This window comes from Streptomyces sp. NPDC036764, assembly GCF_055609385.1.
The window spans coordinates 245,234-261,702 of record NZ_JBVJPT010000006.1 but is presented as its reverse complement, the minus strand read 5'-3'; the positions used below and the strand labels follow the sequence as shown (position 1 = coordinate 261,702).

General features: G+C 70.4%; 16 protein-coding genes. 7 read left to right on the top strand and 9 right to left on the bottom strand.

The annotated features are described in order from the left end of the window. Positions 1–59: 59 nt before the first annotated feature. The 3 genes from ACZ69Q_RS24000 to ACZ69Q_RS23990 form a co-directional block, all read right to left on the bottom strand. Positions 60–1,547 (bottom strand): glutamate synthase subunit beta, encoded by a 1,488-nt coding sequence (locus ACZ69Q_RS24000; protein WP_471045209.1) that lies wholly within the window; start codon positions 1,545–1,547, stop codon positions 60–62. 140 nt (positions 1,548–1,687) lie between these two features. After that, a complete protein-coding gene (locus ACZ69Q_RS23995) occupies positions 1,688–2,167 on the bottom strand; it encodes an anthrone oxygenase family protein (RefSeq protein ID WP_471045206.1) in 480 nt (159 codons plus the stop codon). A gap of 214 nt (positions 2,168–2,381) precedes the next feature. Further along, a complete protein-coding gene (locus ACZ69Q_RS23990) occupies positions 2,382–3,077 on the bottom strand; it encodes a DUF2293 domain-containing protein (RefSeq protein WP_471045203.1) in 696 nt (231 codons plus the stop codon). Positions 3,078–3,195: 118 nt separating this feature from the next. Between ACZ69Q_RS23990 and ACZ69Q_RS23985 the strand changes: the two genes are divergently transcribed. The 3 genes from ACZ69Q_RS23985 to ACZ69Q_RS23975 all read left to right on the top strand — a co-directional run bounded on the left by ACZ69Q_RS23985 (position 3,196) and on the right by ACZ69Q_RS23975 (position 4,878). Then, the gene (locus ACZ69Q_RS23985) at positions 3,196–3,837 is read left to right on the top strand and encodes a nucleoside/nucleotide kinase family protein (RefSeq protein WP_471045200.1); all 642 of its coding nucleotides are present in this window, start codon (positions 3,196–3,198) and stop codon (positions 3,835–3,837) included. A 55-nt stretch (positions 3,838–3,892) separates the two neighbouring features. Beyond that, on the top strand, positions 3,893–4,306 hold the full coding sequence (locus ACZ69Q_RS23980; RefSeq protein ID WP_471045197.1) for a PPOX class F420-dependent oxidoreductase: 414 nt from the start codon (positions 3,893–3,895) through the stop codon (positions 4,304–4,306). A 134-nt stretch (positions 4,307–4,440) separates the two neighbouring features. Then, positions 4,441–4,878: a CBS domain-containing protein gene (locus ACZ69Q_RS23975; protein ID WP_471045194.1), complete on the top strand. Its 438-nt coding sequence runs from the start codon at positions 4,441–4,443 to the stop codon at positions 4,876–4,878. Between the two features lie 142 nt (positions 4,879–5,020). Here ACZ69Q_RS23975 and ACZ69Q_RS23970 read toward each other — a convergent pair whose 3' ends face one another. Further along, complete coding sequence (locus ACZ69Q_RS23970) at positions 5,021–6,148, bottom strand: magnesium and cobalt transport protein CorA (RefSeq protein WP_471045191.1); 1,128 nt, start codon at positions 6,146–6,148, stop codon at positions 5,021–5,023. Between the two features lie 338 nt (positions 6,149–6,486). Between ACZ69Q_RS23970 and ACZ69Q_RS23965 the strand changes: the two genes are divergently transcribed. Beyond that, on the top strand, positions 6,487–7,281 hold the full coding sequence (locus ACZ69Q_RS23965; RefSeq protein WP_471045188.1) for a methyltransferase domain-containing protein: 795 nt from the start codon (positions 6,487–6,489) through the stop codon (positions 7,279–7,281). A 298-nt stretch (positions 7,282–7,579) separates the two neighbouring features. Here the strand turns inward: ACZ69Q_RS23965 and ACZ69Q_RS23960 are convergent, their stop codons facing one another. Further along, positions 7,580–8,536, bottom strand: a complete 957-nt coding sequence (locus ACZ69Q_RS23960; protein ID WP_471045591.1) for a carbohydrate kinase family protein — start codon at positions 8,534–8,536, stop codon at positions 7,580–7,582. Further along, entirely contained in the window at positions 8,521–9,429 is a 909-nt protein-coding gene (locus tag ACZ69Q_RS23955) for a pseudouridine-5'-phosphate glycosidase (protein WP_471045186.1), read from the bottom strand. Before ACZ69Q_RS23955 ends, ACZ69Q_RS23960 begins: the two co-directional genes overlap by 16 nt. A gap of 100 nt (positions 9,430–9,529) precedes the next feature. On the opposite strand from ACZ69Q_RS23955, the gene ACZ69Q_RS23950 reads away from it, so the two are divergent. Continuing rightward, a complete protein-coding gene (locus tag ACZ69Q_RS23950) occupies positions 9,530–9,958 on the top strand; it encodes a VOC family protein (protein ID WP_471045184.1) in 429 nt (142 codons plus the stop codon). 175 nt (positions 9,959–10,133) lie between these two features. Here ACZ69Q_RS23950 and ACZ69Q_RS23945 read toward each other — a convergent pair whose 3' ends face one another. From ACZ69Q_RS23945 to ACZ69Q_RS23935, 3 genes are all read right to left on the bottom strand, one after another. Beyond that, on the bottom strand, positions 10,134–11,420 hold the full coding sequence (locus tag ACZ69Q_RS23945) for an MFS transporter (protein WP_471045183.1): 1,287 nt from the start codon (positions 11,418–11,420) through the stop codon (positions 10,134–10,136). A 151-nt stretch (positions 11,421–11,571) separates the two neighbouring features. Next, a complete protein-coding gene (locus ACZ69Q_RS23940) occupies positions 11,572–12,126 on the bottom strand; it encodes a methylated-DNA--[protein]-cysteine S-methyltransferase (RefSeq protein ID WP_471045180.1) in 555 nt (184 codons plus the stop codon). Positions 12,127–12,181: 55 nt separating this feature from the next. Beyond that, the gene (locus ACZ69Q_RS23935; protein WP_471045178.1) at positions 12,182–13,051 is read right to left on the bottom strand and encodes a glycerophosphodiester phosphodiesterase; all 870 of its coding nucleotides are present in this window, start codon (positions 13,049–13,051) and stop codon (positions 12,182–12,184) included. 278 nt (positions 13,052–13,329) lie between these two features. Here ACZ69Q_RS23935 and ACZ69Q_RS23930 point away from each other — a divergent pair, with 278 nt between their 5' ends. Together ACZ69Q_RS23930 and uvrB are read left to right on the top strand one after the other, a co-directional pair. Further along, the gene (locus tag ACZ69Q_RS23930) at positions 13,330–14,196 is read left to right on the top strand and encodes an MHYT domain-containing protein (RefSeq protein WP_471045175.1); all 867 of its coding nucleotides are present in this window, start codon (positions 13,330–13,332) and stop codon (positions 14,194–14,196) included. Positions 14,197–14,236: 40 nt separating this feature from the next. Next, positions 14,237–16,384: an excinuclease ABC subunit UvrB gene (uvrB, locus tag ACZ69Q_RS23925; RefSeq protein WP_471045173.1), complete on the top strand. Its 2,148-nt coding sequence runs from the start codon at positions 14,237–14,239 to the stop codon at positions 16,382–16,384. Positions 16,385–16,469 lie beyond the last annotated feature (85 nt).

Sequence of the window (16,469 nt, the reverse complement as noted above, 5' to 3'; positions counted from 1 at the left end):
TCAATGGAGCCTCCATCGCTCACCGCCGCGTGAAAGCGACCCCACCGCCCAGCGTCGCGTCAAACGGTCATGGGCCGGTCGTACGGCGAGATCGGTGCCGGCAGCCTCGAACTCCCCGTCAGATGACGGTCGACGGCCGCCGCCACCGCTCGCCCCTCGGCGATGGCCCACACGATGAGCGACTGCCCCCGGGCGGCGTCCCCGGCGGCGAACACGCCCGGCACGTTCGTCGCGAACCCGGCGTCTCGCATGATCGTGCCGCGCGGCTCCATCTCCAGCCCGAGCTGCTCGATGAGCCCGTCCGTCCGGTCGGGCCCGGAGAAGCCGAGCGCGAGCAGCACGAGGTCGGCCGGCAGCGTCCGCCCGGTGTCCGGCATCTGGCGGCGCTGCGCGTCCACCTCGACCAGGTGCAGCGACCGTACGTGCCCGTCGGCGTCGCCCGTGAACTGGAGCGTGGACGCCGCGAACAGCCGTGCGTCGGCGTCCGCCGCGGGCGCGGTCACCAGGTCGCGCGCCTCCTCGTGCGCGGCCGAGAGCCGGTAGATCTTCGGGTACGTCGGCCAGGGCTCGGCGTCCTCGTCCCGCTCGGCGCCGGGCTGGGCGTAGATGTCCAACTGGGTCACGGACGCGGCACCCTCGCGCACGGCGGTGCCCAGACAGTCGGCGCCCGTGTCCCCGCCGCCGACGATGACGACATGCTTCCCGGCGGCGGACATGGGGGACGACTCCAGATCCCCCTCGCACACCCGATTGGCCAGTGGCAGATACTCCATGGCCTGCTCGATGCCGCTCAACTCCCGGCCCGGAACGGTAAGTTCACGCCAAGCGGTGGCCCCGGTCGCGATCACCACCGCGTCGTAGCGCGACCGCAGCTCGGCCGCCCCGATGTCCCGCCCCACCACCGTCGACGTACGGAACTTCGTCCCCTCGGCCCGCATCTGCTCGATCCGCCGTTCCAGATGGTGCTTCTCCATCTTGAACTCGGGGATGCCGTACCGCATCAGGCCGCCGATCCGGTCGTCCTTCTCGTACACGGCGACCGTGTGGCCGGCCCGGGTGAGCTGCTGCGCCGCCGCGAGCCCCGTGGGCCCCGAGCCGATCACCGCGACCGTCCGACCCGACAGCCGCTCCGGCGGCCGGGGCGGAGCGAACCCCTCTTCCCACGCCCGGTCGCCGATCGCGCACTCGACGTTCTTGATGGTGACGGCCGGCTGGTTGATCGCCAGCACGCACCCGGCCTCGCACGGCGCCGGACACAACCGCCCGGTGAACTCCGGGAAGTTGTTCGTCGCGTGCAGCCGGTCCGCCGCCGCCCGCCAGTCCTCCCGCGACACCAGGTCGTTCCACTCGGGGATCAGATTGCCCAGCGGACAGGCCTCGTGGCAGAACGGGATGCCACAGTCCATACAGCGGTCGGCCTGCTTGCTGATGATCGGCAGCAGCGCCCCGGGGACGTACACCTCGTCCCAGTCCCCGACCCGCTCCTCGACGGGCCGGCGCGGCCAGTCCTGGCGGGGGGTCGTCATGAAGCCCTTGGGATCGGCCATGGCCGTCTTCCTCGCGTGCGCGTGCGCGCGTGACGTGGTGGAGCCGTGCGTCATCGGGCGGCACTCTCCCCAAAACGATACGTCTCACCGGTCACGTGCGCAGAGTGGAGGGACAGCGCTTTCTCCGGGGGGGGGGAGCGTCAGCTCACGGCCAGCACGTACAACACCGTCGCGGCGGCCGAGGCGACCGTGCGGACGTGGTTCCACGCTGTCCACTCCCGCACGTACGTCGGCCAGTAGTCGGCCGCTTCCTGAGTACCCGCATCGAGCTTCAGCAGCGCATTGTTACGGGGCACGTTCGCCACCATGGTCACCCCGAACGAGCCGAACAGATACAGCGCGCTGCCCAGCAACAGCTCCACCGTCCCCTCGTCCGGCCAGAGCACGAACGTCACCACGGCGATCACCGCGCACAGCACCGCGGTCCCCATGAACACCAGCATGAACGCCGGCATCAGCGCGGTCACATTGATCGCCTTCATCGCGGCGACGCCCTGCGCGGGCGGCAGCGCGGCGAGCCCGCGCATCACGAAGGTCGAGAAGGCGCAGAAGACCCCGGCCACGAGGCCGGTGCCGACCACACCGATCACGATCAGTACGAAGTACGGCCCATCGATCATGTCAACTTCAACTCCCGCATCCAGTCGGGATCCTGCCCGGCCCCGTCCGTCACCTCAAGTGAAATCCTGTACGACATCAGTGACCATGGCCGAACGACGCGACGGCATACGCGAACGTCCAGAGCGGGGGTGGGCATGCTGAGACGGGGGACGGGGACCGGGGTACGGGGTACGGGGTACGGGACAGGGGGCAGCGTGGGTGATGGGGGCACCATCAGCCGGCCTCCGACGCCCGCGCCCTCCACGCCCCCAACGTCGCCTCCACCACCGGCGCGATCCGTCGCCGGGCCTCGTGCCGCGGCACCCCGCTCATCAGCAACTGGTCGTACGGCGTGTCCACGTGCCGCACGGACGCCACGATCGCCGACGTCACCGCCACCTCGGTCAACGCCCGCCCCGCCGCACTCCGCCCCACCCGCCCGCTGCCCCGCACCGACGCATGCCCGGCGATGTCCCGTGCCCGGTCCGCCGGACATCCCGGGAACAGCCGCCGTATCTCCGCCGCGAACGCCTCCGCGAACCGCACGTCCTCCTGAGCCCGGCGCCGCGCGTCCCGCATCCGGCGGCGCCGCCGGGCCTCCGCGTCCACCAGGCACCGCTCCTCGGCACGGGCCAGCCCCGCCTCCTCGACGAGAACGCCCTGCCGCTCGTAACGGCTCTGGCGCCGGTTGAACCGCACGACCACCGCCGACAGCGCACTCTCCTCCCGCGACCGGCGCGTCAACGCCGTGTCGCCGCGCGGCAGAAACACCAGGTGCCCGAGATCGGCGCAGTCCAGACACCGCGGCGCACCGTCCTCCAACACGAGCATCTGCAATGGTCCCGCATGACACTCGGCGCAATGCCGCCGCTTGATGGGCTGAATGACGAGAAGACCGGTGCGGTGCGGGGGAGTTGCAAGGGGTGCCATACCGGGTTCATTCCCCTCGGATCAGGGGTGGAGAACTCACCGACGGGGCTACGCGGCTCGGCGTGGGCACCCCCTCACCCCCGGACCGCACCACACCCCGCCCGCCACCTGTCGCATCATGGGCCGTGTGCGACTGGAAGCGATCACCTGGGACCGGCTCGGCGAACTGCTGGCCGATCGGCTGCTCGATCTGAAGCCGGCCGACGGCAGCCCTTGGCCGCGCGTCGCCTTCGACGGTGCCCCGGCGGCCCGGCCCGGCGACCTCGCCGAGCGGGTCGGTGAGGCACTGCGCATCCGAGGCCGCCCCTCGCTCACCGTCGGCACGGCGGGCTTCCTGCGCCCCGCCTCTGTCCGCCTGGAGTACGGCCACCGGGACGTCGAGGCCTACTACGACGGCTGGGTCGACACCGGCGCCCTGTGGCGCGAGGTCTTCGGCCCCCTCGATCCCGGCGGCGACGGCCGCGTCCTGCCCGACCTGTGGGACCCGGTCGTCGACCGAGCCACCCGCAGCCCCCACGTCCAACTCCCGCCCGGCGGTTTCCTGTTGCTGCACGGCCCCCTCCTGCTGCGCCACTGGTTCCCCTTCGATCTGACAGTCCACGTCCTCCTCTCGCCGGGCGCCCTGCACCGCCGTACCCCCGAGTCCGAGCACTGGACCCTCCCCGCCTTCGAGCGCTACGCCCAGGAGGCGGACCCGGCCGGCATCGCCGATGTACTGGTGCGCGCCGACGACCCACGGCACCCGGCGTGGAGCGGTTGAGCCGTGATCCGCCAAAACGCTTTTACATGCGCATGCATTTAAATATCCTGGGGGCATGACGACCTCCGCGAGCGATCCGATCTCCTTCGACGACTCCGTCCGCACCCTGCTGGACGGCAAGAACTTCGCCAGCGTGGCCACCCTCGGCCCCGACGGCGCTCCTCAGAACTCGGTGGTCTGGATCAAGCGCGAAGGCGACACCGTGCTCTTCTCCTCGATCGACACCCGCCAGAAGGTGCGCAACCTCCGCCGCGACCCCCGCGTCAGCGTCTCCGTCTACGACCTCGCCAACCCCTACTCCTCCGTCGAGATCCGCGGCATCGCCGAGATCGTCCCGGACGAGGCCAAGCGGCTCCCGTTCGAGCTCTCGCACAAGTACCTCGGCATCGACCCGCCCGCCGAGAAGGACGACGAGGCCCGCGTGATCATCCGTGTCGTCCCGAGCAAACTCGTGCGCTTCTCCGCCTGATCGCCGCCCGCCCTCCACGGCCGTTACCGCTCGGTTCCGGGTGCATGGGCCGGACGCCGCGGCGAGAATGAAGGGCGCCGGGACTAGCGGTGCGTCCCGCGCCGCGCCGGCCGTCCGGCATCGGGAGGTAGTCCATGACCACTGCCGGAGACATCATGCACCGAGGCGCCCAGTGGATCCCGGCCCACGAGACCCTGGACCGCGCCGCCCAGCTCATGCGTGAGCTGGGTGTCGGAGCCCTGCCCATCAGCGATCAGAACGAACGGCTCTGCGGCATCCTCACCGACCGCGACATCGTCATCGGCTGCGTTGCCGTGGGCCACGACCCGAGCAAGGTCACCGCCGGCGAGATGGCCCAGGGCACCCCGCGCTGGATCGACGCGAGCGCCGACATCAGCGATGTGCTCAGGGAGATGAAGGATCACCAGATCCGCCGGCTCCCCGTCATCGACAACAAGCGCCTCGTCGGCATGATCAGCGAGGCCGATCTGGCCCGGAGCCTGTCTGAGGACGAGATCGGCCCATGGGTCGAGAGCGTCTATGCCACGAGCGCGGCACCCGGGGCGCGTTGACTCAACGGTGCCCTGACGACGCGACTCGCTGCTTCGGCGAACGCCCCACACCGTACGGGTCGTCCTCGTTCGGCCGGCCGTGCCGGACGAGGACGCGCCGGAGTTCGCGGGTGGAACCGGTCGGCGAGAGGTGTTCGCCGCGTCAGAGCCACCCGTTGCGCCGGAAGCCGCGGTACAACAGCACACACGCGACCGATATCACGCCGATGACCAGCGGATAACCGAATGTCCAGCGCAGCTCCGGCATGTAGTCGAAGTTCATGCCGTAGACCCCGCACACCATCGTCGGGATGGCGATGATCGCGGCCCAGGCGGTGATCTTCCGCATGTCCTCGTTCTGCGAGACGGTGACCTGTGCCAGGTGCGCCTGGAGGATCGAGTTGAGCAACTCGTCGAAGGCGAATATCTGCTCCTTGGCGCGCAGCAGATGGTCGGAGACGTCGCGGAAGTAGGCCTGTATCTCCGGCTCGATAACCCGTATGGAGCCCGTGGCCAACTCCTCCAGTGGTCGGCTCAGCGGAACCACGGCTCGCTTCAGCTCCAGCAGCTCTCGCTTGAGCTGGTAGATCCGCCCCGGGTCGGCCCGCGCGCCGTTCTCCGCGAACACGTCCGTCTCGACCGCGTCGATGTCCTCCTGCACCGAGTCGGTGACGCTCAGGTAATCGTCGACCACGTGGTCCGCGATGGCGTGCAGCACGGCCGCCGGGCCCTTGGCTAGCTGCTCGGCGTTGGACTCGAGCTCCTCGCGCAACGGCCCCAGCGAGCCGTGCCGTCCGTGGCGCACCGTGATCACGAAGTCCCGGCCGACGAACACCATGATCTCGCCGGTGTTCACCACCTCACTCGTCGCCGTGAGCTTCTCGTGCTCGACGTAGCAGACGGTCTTGAACACGGCGAACAGCGTCTCGTCGTAGCGCTCCAGCTTCGGCCGCTGATGCGCCTCGACCGCGTCCTCGACCGCCAGCGGGTGCAGGTCGAAGAGCTCGGCGATGCCCGCGAACTCCCGGTCCGTCGGCTCGTGGAGGCCGAGCCAGACGAATCCGCCGCCGCGCTTGCGCACTCTTTGCACGACGTCGACCAGATCACCGGTCTCCGAGACCCGTGCGCCGTCCCGGTACGTGACGCAGTTCACCACGGAGGAGCCCAGCGGAGACCTGGCGGGGTGGCTGAGGTCGACGCGGGGGCGCCGTCGAGCCAGCCGTGCCACCTTGCGCAGGCCGCCGACCCTGTCTAGGCCCGTGACCTTCCGCAGATTCCCTGCCATGGACATCTGGATCTCCTTGCGTGGATCCCTCGCGCCGCATCTCTGCGCCTTGGCGTGCCAGTTTGCCAGCCGGTGGTGAGTGCTGGGTAAGCCTGTGGGAATCACTGATTCCGCTTTGTTCCCGCCTGTGGACGACCGGCCCACCCAGGTAGGACGCAGCCTTTGCCGGGCTGGATGCACCGTTCCGCCAGGGGGCGCGAGCCCACGCCCACCGTTTCCCCCGTGATGCCGCCGCGCATGCCATCGGCTCGAACCCCGCCCCCGCGGGACCCGGCGTCCGCCATCTCGTCGTAGGCGCCGCGTCGCCCGCTCAAGACGAGCAGGCCAACTGGAATGATCGCGGTATGACGCGAAACGACGGGTATCTCCTCGACAACCGGCAGACCGAGGCGGGCGAACGTTTCGACGCTTTCGCCACCCTCTTCGACCCCACGACCTTCCGGCACCTCGAAGGATTCGGCATCGGACCCGGCTGGCGCTGCTGGGAGGTCGGCGCCGGCGGCACGTCCGTGGTGTCCTGGATGGCCAAGAAGGTCGGCCCGACCGGCAGGGTCATCGCGACCGACATCGACACCTCGCAACTCGCCTCCGCCGCCCGGCCACCCGTAGAGGTCCGCGTCCACGACGTGAGCGCCGACGAACCGCCGGGGGAGGGGTTCGACCTGGTGCACGCCCGGCTCGTCCTCGTCCATGTGCCGGACCGGGAACGGGCGTTGCGCACGATGATCGAGTCACTGCGCCCCGGCGGACGGCTCCTGATCGAGGACGCCGACCCCGCCCTCCAGCCGCTCATCTGCCCCGACGAGTACGGCGCCGAGCAGCGGCTGGCCAACCGGCTGCGCCACGGCTTCCGCAAGCTCCTCGCCGACCGCGGCGCCGACCTCTCCTACGGCCGCAGGCTCCCCCGTCTGCTCCGCGAGGCGGGTCTGCGCCAGGTGACGGCCGACGCGTACTTCCCGGTCACCTCGCCCGCCTGCGCCGCTCTGGAGTCCGCCACGGTCCGCCAGATCCGCGGCGAGCTGGTCACCGAGGGCATCGCCACGGACGAGGACATCGACCGCCACCTCGCGAACGTCGCCTCCGGCAAGATGGACCTGGCCACGGCCCCGCTGATCTCGGCGTGGGGACGCAAGCCGTAGCTTCGAGCCGTGGTCGCAGCCGTAGACGCGGCGGCAGCTAGGAGGGTTGATGGCAGCCGTAGGTGCGGCGGCAGCTAGGAGAGTTGATGGCAGCCGTAGGTGCGGCGGCAGCTAGGAGAGTTGATCGCGGCCGTAGGTGCGGCGGCAGCTAGGAGAGTTGATCGCGGCCGTAGGTGCGGCGGCAGCCTGGAGAGTTGATCGCGGCCGTAGGCGGGGCGGCAGCCTGGAGAGTTGATCGCGGCCGTGACTGCAAGCCGTGGCCGACGGCTCGCGGGCCCTTTCCCGGTCGTCGGCGCCGTCACCCGGCCCCCGGCGGCCTCCCGCCCACTCGTTCCACCGCCAGCGCCCCCGCCCGGCACCCCTCCCGAGCCGCCTCCTCCGGAGCGGCACCGGTGAGCAGGGCGGCGAGGAAGGCACCGGTGAAGGCGTCGCCCGCTCCGGTGGTGTCACTCGGCACGGCCGGCACGGCGGGGACATGGGCGGTGACCGCGCCCGACCGGGCCACCAGCGCGCCGTCGGCGCCCTGCTTGGCGACGACCAGCGGGACATGGCGGCTCAACTTGGCGGCCGCGTCCTCCGCGTCCGGCAACCCCGTGAGCAGGCATGCCTCGTCACGGCTCGGCAGCAGGACGTCCACGCCGTCCACCAGCGCCAGGAAACGGTCGACGCCCAGCTTCACGAGGAACCCCGCCGAGGCGGGATCCAGGCTCACCGGCACTCCACGCGCGTGTGCGGACGCGAGAGCCACCGCCACCAGCGCGCGGCTCTGCTCGGAGAACAGCAGATAGCCCGACAGGTGCAGCCATGCGACATCGTCGAGGAGCGCATCCGACCAGTCGCGTGGCTCCAGCCGCAGGGACGCACCACTGTCGGTCAGGAACGTCCGCTCGGCGGCGGCACCCGTGTCGACCAGGCAGATCACCGTCCCGGTCGGTGCCTGCGGATCGACGACGAGGCAGGGCCGCACCCCGCTCGCGGTCAGCTCGCGCTCGTGCCACTCGACGGCGTCCGCGCCCACCCGCCCCAGCAGCCGTACCTGGCGACCGCCCTGATGCGCGGCCCAGCACGCCACATTGGCGCCGGCGCCACCCGGCATCGTCCGGATGGCCGCGGCCGTGTCCGTGCCCGAAGCGAGCGGCCCCTGATGCCGGGCGATGACGTCCGTCACCACATCGCCGACGACCAGCAGCGCGCCGTCGCGAGCGCTCAACGTGTCCGATCCGCCGGACGGCGTCCCGCTCACGCCCCGGCCCAGGCCGCCGCGATCCGCCCCGCCAGCCGTACGTTGCCGCGCACCGCCGCCAGGTTGGCGCTCAGCGAGGCGCCGTCCGTGTGCCGTACCAGGTGGTCCAGCAGGAACGGCGTGACCGCCTGACCGGTGACGCCCTGCTCATCGCACGCGCGCAACGCGTCGGCGAGCACACGCGCGTGCAGCTCGGGATCCAACTGCTCCGCCTCCGGAACCGGGTTGGCGACGATCAGAGCCGACTCGGGCCCGTCGAGAGCGTCCTGAGCGCGCATCACCTCGGCCGCATCCTCCGGTGACCGGAGTGTCCAGTCCACGGGGTGACCCGAGTCGGAGAGGTAGAAGCCGGGGAAGTGCTCCGTGCGATAGCCGGCCACCGCGACGCCCAGAGTCTCCAGCCGTTGCAGGGTCGCCGGGACGTCCAGGATCGACTTCACCCCGGCGCACACCACCGTGATCCGGGTACGTGCGAGCAGCCCCAGGTCGGCCGACTCGTCCTGCGTCACCGTCCACTCCCGGTGCACACCGCCGAGCCCGCCCGTCGCGAACACCCGCACGCCCGCGAGGGCAGCCAGCAGCGCCGTCGCCGACACCGTGGTCGCGCCGCTCGCCCCGGCGGCCACCGCGAGCGGCAGATCCCGGTGCCCCAGCTTGCGGATCCCGTCCTCGTTCGCGATCCGCTCGAGCTGGTCCTTGTCCAGGCCGACATGAGGGCGGCCGTCCAGCACCGCGATCGTCGCCGGAACGGCGCCCTCCCGCCGTACGACCTCCTCCAGCTCCAGTGCCACCTGAAGATTGCGCGGGCGCGGCAGCCCGTGCGCGATGATCGTGGACTCCAGGGCCACCACGGGTCGACGCGCGTCAATCGCATCCCGTACCTCTTCCGACACCACCAGCACCACGCGCCTGCCTCCTGTCTGTCGGTACTCCCTCATCTCTGGCGGGCGCCGTGCCCGATCAAACCCCTTGCAGCCTGTGGCGGATGACACCAGCCTTGGCTGTATGAAGGACCACATTGCACGTCTCGACCATGTCGTCCTCTGGGTACGCGACCCGGAGGCGTCGGCCGACTTCTTCGAGAAGGCGGTCGGCATGGAGCCGGTCAGGCTCTCGGAGTTCTCCGCGGGGGCCGTTCCGTTCCCCTCCGTACGTCTCAACGAGGAGACCATTCTCGACCTCATGCCGCTCACCATGGCGGAGCGCATGAAGATGCTGCCGGGCTCCGTCGAGAGCTCCGGACACCCGGTCAACCACGTCTGCCTGGCGCTGCCCGGCGACGACTTCGACACCCTGCGCGTCCGCCTTGAGGAGCGCGGCGCACCGGTGTCGGACATCTCCCGCGACTCCTTCGGCGCTCGCGGAAAGGCCACGCGCAGCTTCTACTTCCGCGACCCCGACGGCAACATCTTCGAGGCCCGGCACTACGACTGACGGGCCGCGAAGGGGGCCACGCGTGCGTGGCCCCCTTTCGCAGACGCCGACCCGCGTCGGTGACGTCGCGATCTGCTCGCCCACATCGCCCTGTGGCCGGCACCCGCACCCGAGCTGACCACTCCGTGGAAGCCGGTCGGGACGATGTCCTTCCCCCACGGAGCGGGAGGTCACTTCAGTCGGCCGTGGAAACGTCCTGCGTCCGCCTGCCCCGCGTGAACAGCGCCAACGCCGCCAGCGGGAGCAGCAGGCACGCGGCGGTGAGATTCAGCCAGCCGTAGCTCGCCTTGGCGACCACGAGCCCCGCGACCGCTCCGCCGACGCCGGCGGAGGCGTTCATGATGAGGTCGGACAGGCCCTGCGCGGCGGCCCGCGCCGGCTGCGGCACCGAGTCCGTGAGCAGCGCGGAACCGGAGACGAGCCCCGCCGACCAGCCGAGCCCCAGCACGAACAGCCCGACGGCCGTCTGTCCGTGACTGCCGCCCGCCGTACCGGCGAGGAACACCGCACACGCAAGCAGCCCCACGGCGAGCCCGATCCCGGACAACCGCCCAAGCCGGTCCGACAACCGCCCCATGAGCGGTGCGAACGCGTACATGCCCGCGATGTGCACGCTGATGACCAGCCCGATCAGATCGATCCCGGCGCCGTGGTGCGCCAGGTCGACCGGGGTCATCGACATCACCGACACCATCGCCGTGTGTGCCACGGCAACCGTGACCACCGCGAGCCGCGCCCGGGGCGAGGCGGCCACGGCGGCCATCCCGGCGCGCAGCGAACGGGCGGCGGGCGACCCTTCCTCGGCCGGCGCCAGCGCACGCGCCGTCAGCAGCGGGTCCGGCCGCAGCAGGACCGCCACCACGAGCGCGGATATCAGGAAGATCCCGGCCGCCCACAGGAACGGCCCCGCCGTCGCCGGTATCCCGAGGCCGGTGACGCTGCGACCGGCGGGCGCGGCTATGTTCGGGCCGAGGACCGCCCCGATGGTGGTCGCCCACACGACGAGCGAGATCGCCTGCGCCCGACGCTCCGGCTCGGCGAGATCCGCCGCCGCGAACCGCGCCTGGAGGTTCGCGGACGACGCGGCTCCGAACGCGGCCATCCCGCACAGCAGCAGCGGAAAGCTTCCGACGCGGGCCGCGATCACCGTGACGGCGGCGCCCACGGCACCGATGAGATAGGCCAGGACGAGACCGGGACGGCGGCCGCGCGCGGTCATCAGCGCGGCCAGCGGCATCGACAGCACCGCGGTGCCGGCGACGGTGGCGGTGGGTGCGAGCCCGGACAGCGACTCGGTGCCGCTGACCTCTTTGGCCAGCACGGCCGCGAGCGCGATGCCGGTGGCGACGCCGAGCCCGCCCAGGATCTGCGTCGTGATCAGTACGGCCGAGATACAGCGCCGCAGGGCCGGCAGCCGGTCGGCCGTGACCGACACGACGACCTGGCGCTCGACGGCGGTCACGCCGCACACCCGGCGTCACGACGCCTCCGACCGGCCGGCCGGAGACAGCACACCGGACCGGCCGCGTACATGTGGGTGAAAGGTGTCGTCACAGGCGCAGTCTCCCCCCTCTTCTCCCGCCTGCCCACCCCGCGAAAAAGCGGGGGAGCCCTCAGAACAGGGGCTCCGGCAGTACCCCCTCCAACGCCAGCAGCTTCCGCTTGGTCTCCAGGCCGCCCCCGAACCCGCCGATGCCGCCGCCGCTCTCCACGACCCGGTGACAGGGCACGACGACCGGCAGCGGATTGGCGCCCATCGCCATACCCACGGCCTGGGCCGCACCCGGCTGCCCGACCCGCCCGGCCAGATCGCCGTACCCGACGACCGTGCCGAACGGGACACCGGAAGCCAGCTCGCGCAGCACCTGCCGGTTGAAACCGGAGATCAGCGACCAGTCCAGCGGCAGCTCGAAGTCCCGCCGCGCACCGGCGAAGTACTGCTCCATCTGGTGTATCGCCTCGGCCAGCAGCGGGGAGTCGGGCGCCTCGACCGGCTCGACGCCCAGCCGGGAGGCCAGCCGGTCGAGCATCGTCTCGCGTACCTTCTGCGTGGCGTGGAAGACGACGCTGACCAGGCCGTCGCGGGTCGCTGCCAGCATCAGCGGACCGATGTCGGTGCCGATGACGGCCCACACGACCCGCGGCTCGTACTGTCCATGGCTGTCCATGCGCCCACCGTACGGCCGACCACTGACAACGCCCTCGGGATCCGGCCGTGCGGCCTCACGTCGTGGGAAGGGCGTCCCGCACCACGTCGGGAGTGTTGGTGATGATGCCGTCGACGCCGTACCCGGCGACCAGCCGGGCGGTGTTCGCGTCGTTGACGGTCCAGGTGAAGACCTCCAGCGGCCTGCCGTGCGGCCCCTGGACCGCGTGGACGGCGGCGACGTAGCCCAGGGAGATGGAGCCGTAGGAGGGGTTGATCTGGTCGGCATAGGCCGCGTGCCGGGCCAGGTCCGCCACGGGCGGTGTGCCCAGCAGGCCGGTCTTCACGGCGGGCCTGAGCTCGTGGACGGTCCGCACGCTGGCGGCGCTGAAGCTCTGCACGATCAGACGGCTCTCCAGATGGGGCGCGTCCAGCCACCCCTCGTTGTCCAGGACCTTCAGGGTCTCCTGCTCGATGCCCGGGTACAGCTCCGGGTTCTTGATCTCCAGCAGCAGTTTCTGGTGGTGCAGCTCCACGCGGTCGATGAACTGCTTCAGCGTCGGCACGCGCGCGTCCGCGTACGCGGGGCCGAACCAGCTCCCCGCGTCCAGCCGGGCGATCTCGGCGGCCGTGAAGTCCTTCACCTTCCAGGGCGCACGGTCGGGGAAGACCTCCTCCACGTCCGTGGTCCGCTTCAGGTTGTCGTCGTGGACGACGACCAGCTCGCCGTCCTTGGTGCGCTGGACGTCGTTCTCGACCCAGTCGGCACCCAGCTCGGCGGCCTTGTCGACGGCGTCCAGCGTGTTCTCGGGGGCGTAAGCGGAAGCTCCCCGATGCGCGATGACCGTGGGCTGGTCCGAGCCGGCCAGGGCGTGGGGGGCGGGGATGAGCAGAGCGGCGGTTCCCAGGAGTGCGGTCGTCGTGGCGGCTACAGCGCGCGCGTGCATGCGTACTCCTCGCGTCGGACGATCACGAACAGCTCAACTGTGACAGCAGAGGGTCAACGGCGGAGGAGTACAGAATGACCACAGATTGAATGGAGTTGCCTGTGCGCGCTCACCCGTGCGGCACAACTGGGGCAAGGCCGTGTTTCTTTGCCGGAAAATCGTTCGACCATTCCGGTGGGCGTTACCCTCTGCCTCAACCCTGACCGCTCGGGCGGTCCTGGGAGGGGGCGCATTTCACGGAGTTCCGGGACGTAAAAGGGCGGGGAGGGCAGCCGCGTATGCAGGGCACCATCGACGGATTCAGCTACGGACTCGTCACACCTCTGGTGGCTTACCTCATGGCCTGCCTCGGCGGTGCGCTCGGCCTTCGCTGCACCACCAGATCGATGCTCGTCTCGCGCTCCTGGCGCCCAGGCTGGCTCGCCCTCGGCTCGGCGGCCATCGGCTCCGGCATATGGACCATGCACTTCGTCGCCATGATGGGGTTCACCGTCAAGGAGACGCCCATCCACTACGACAAGACCATGACGTTCGCGAGCCTCGCCGTCGCCATCGTCATGGTGGGTGTCGGGATCTTCATAGTCGGCTACCGAGGCGCCCGCGGCGCGGCCCTGTTCACCGGCGGCACGATCACCGGCCTCGGTATAGCGTCGATGCACTATCTGGGCATGGCCGGCATGCGGCTCGACGGCAAGCTGGAGTACAACACGTTCACCGTGGCCGTCTCCGTCGTCATAGCCATGGGCGCCGCCACCGCCGCCCTGTGGGCCGCCGGACAGGTCAGAGGACTCCTGTGGAGCGTGGGCGCGAGCCTCGTCATGGGCCTCGCCGTCAGCGGCATGCACTACACCGGCATGGCCGCCCTGAACGTCCACCTCCACGGCACGGGGGCGCCCTCCACCGGCGACTCGCCCGCCGCCCTGCTCGCGCCGATGCTGGTCGGCCCCCTCGCCTTCCTGCTGCTCGCCGGTGCCGTCGTGCTGTTCGACCCGAAGATCATCATGGGGCGCCCGGCCGAGGCCCCCATCGAGCACAAGCCGGGCGTCCCGGCCCACGCCACCGTCCCGCACCAGGCCCGCCGCCCCTCCCTGCGGCCCCGCCGTACCGCCGGAACCCGAGGCTCCAGGGCCCCGCAGAACCACTGACCGGACCGCGTTGTCAGTGGGGGGTCGTACGGTGGATCCCATGCGGCCCGTTTCCAGCATCGAACGCACGGTGGCGCCTTTCGAGGTCGTCAGCCCCTACCAGCCCAACGGCGACCAGCCGACGGCCATCGCCGAGCTCGCCCGGCGCATCGAAGCCGGTGAGAAGGACGTCGTCCTGCTCGGCGCGACCGGCACAGGCAAGTCCGCGACCACCGCGTGGATGATCGAGAAGCTTCAGCGGCCCACCCTGGTGATGGCACCGAACAAGACGCTGGCCGCCCAGTTGGCCAACGAGTTCCGCGAGCTCCTGCCGAACAACGCGGTCGAGTACTTCGTCTCGTACTACGACTACTACCAGCCCGAGGCCTACGTCCCGCAGTCGGACACCTACATCGAGAAGGACTCCTCGATCAACGAGGAGGTCGAGCGCCTGCGCCACTCCGCGACGAACTCGCTGCTCACCCGCCGCGACGTCGTCGTGGTCGCCTCGGTCTCCTGCATCTACGGCCTCGGCACGCCGCAGGAGTACGTGGACCGCATGGTCCCCCTCAAGGTCGGCGAGGAATTCGACCGGGACCAACTGCTGCGCCGTTTCGTGGACATCCAGTACACGCGCAACGACCTCGCCTTCACCCGCGGCACCTTCCGCGTGCGCGGCGACACCATCGAGATCTTCCCGGTCTACGAGGAGCTCGCCGTCCGCATCGAGATGTTCGGCGACGAGATCGAGGCCCTGTCCACGCTGCACCCGCTGACCGGCGAGATCATCAGCGACGACGAGCAGCTCTACGTGTTCCCGGCCTCCCACTACGTCGCAGGCCCCGAGCGCATGGAGCGGGCCGTCAACGACATCGAGAAGGAGCTGGGGGAGCGCCTCGCCGAACTGGAGAAGCAGGGCAAGCTCCTGGAGGCCCAGCGACTGCGCATGCGCACGACGTACGACCTGGAGATGCTCCGCCAGATCGGCTCCTGCTCCGGCGTCGAGAACTACTCGATGCACTTCGACGGCCGTGAACCCGGCTCCCCGCCGAACACGCTGCTGGACTACTTCCCGGACGACTTCCTGCTCGTCATCGACGAGTCGCACGTCACCGTGCCGCAGATCGGCGCCATGTACGAGGGCGACGCCTCCCGCAAGCGCACCCTCGTCGACCACGGCTTCCGTCTGCCCTCCGCGCTCGACAACCGTCCCCTGAAGTGGGAGGAGTTCCAGGAGCGCATCGGACAGACCGTCTACCTGTCGGCGACCCCCGGCAAGTACGAGCTCTCCCGCGGGGACGGCCAGGTCGAGCAGATCATCCGCCCCACCGGCCTCATCGACCCGGAGGTCGTCGTCAAGCCGACCGAGGGCCAGATCGACGACCTGGTGCACGAGATCCGCACGCGCGTCGAGAAGGACGAGCGCGTCCTGGTCACCACGCTCACCAAGAAGATGGCCGAGGACCTCACGGACTACTTCCTGGAGCTCGGCATCCAGGTGCGCTATCTGCACAGCGACGTCGACACCCTGCGCCGGGTCGAGCTGCTGCGCGAGCTGCGCTCGGGTGAGTTCGACGTCCTCGTCGGCATCAACCTCCTGCGCGAGGGCCTCGACCTGCCCGAGGTGTCCCTGGTGGCGATCCTCGACGCCGACAAGGAGGGCTTCCTGCGCTCCGGAACCTCCCTCATCCAGACCATCGGCCGCGCGGCGCGCAATGTCTCCGGCCAGGTCCACATGTACGCGGACAAGATCACCCCGGCGATGGAGAAGGCCATCGACGAGACCAACCGCCGCCGGGAGAAGCAGGTCGCGTACAACAAGGCGAACGGCATCGACCCCCAGCCGCTCCGCAAGAAGATCAACGACATCGTCGCGCAGATCGCCCGCGAGGACGTCGACACAGAGCAGTTGCTCGGCAGCGGCTACCGCGCGAAGAAGGACGGCCGGGGCACCAAGGCCCCCGTGCCCTCCCTCGGCGACAAGGCGGCCAAGGGCGCGAAGACGGCCAAGTCCGCCAAGGGCAAGGCCAAGGAGACGGTGCCGACCGATCGGCCGGCGGCGGATCTCGCCGAGCAGATCGAGGAGTTGACGCAGCGTATGCGCGCCGCCGCGGCGGATCTCCAGTTCGAGATCGCGGCACGGCTGCGCGACGAGGTGTCCGAGATGAAGAAGGAACTGCGTCAGATGAAGGAGGCGGGACTGGCCTGACGGGGCCATGGGCGCCGGTCCGCAGCACGGCACCGGCGCCGCCCGAACGGCCGTCCACCGGCCCCCCGTACTCGCTGTGTTGCAA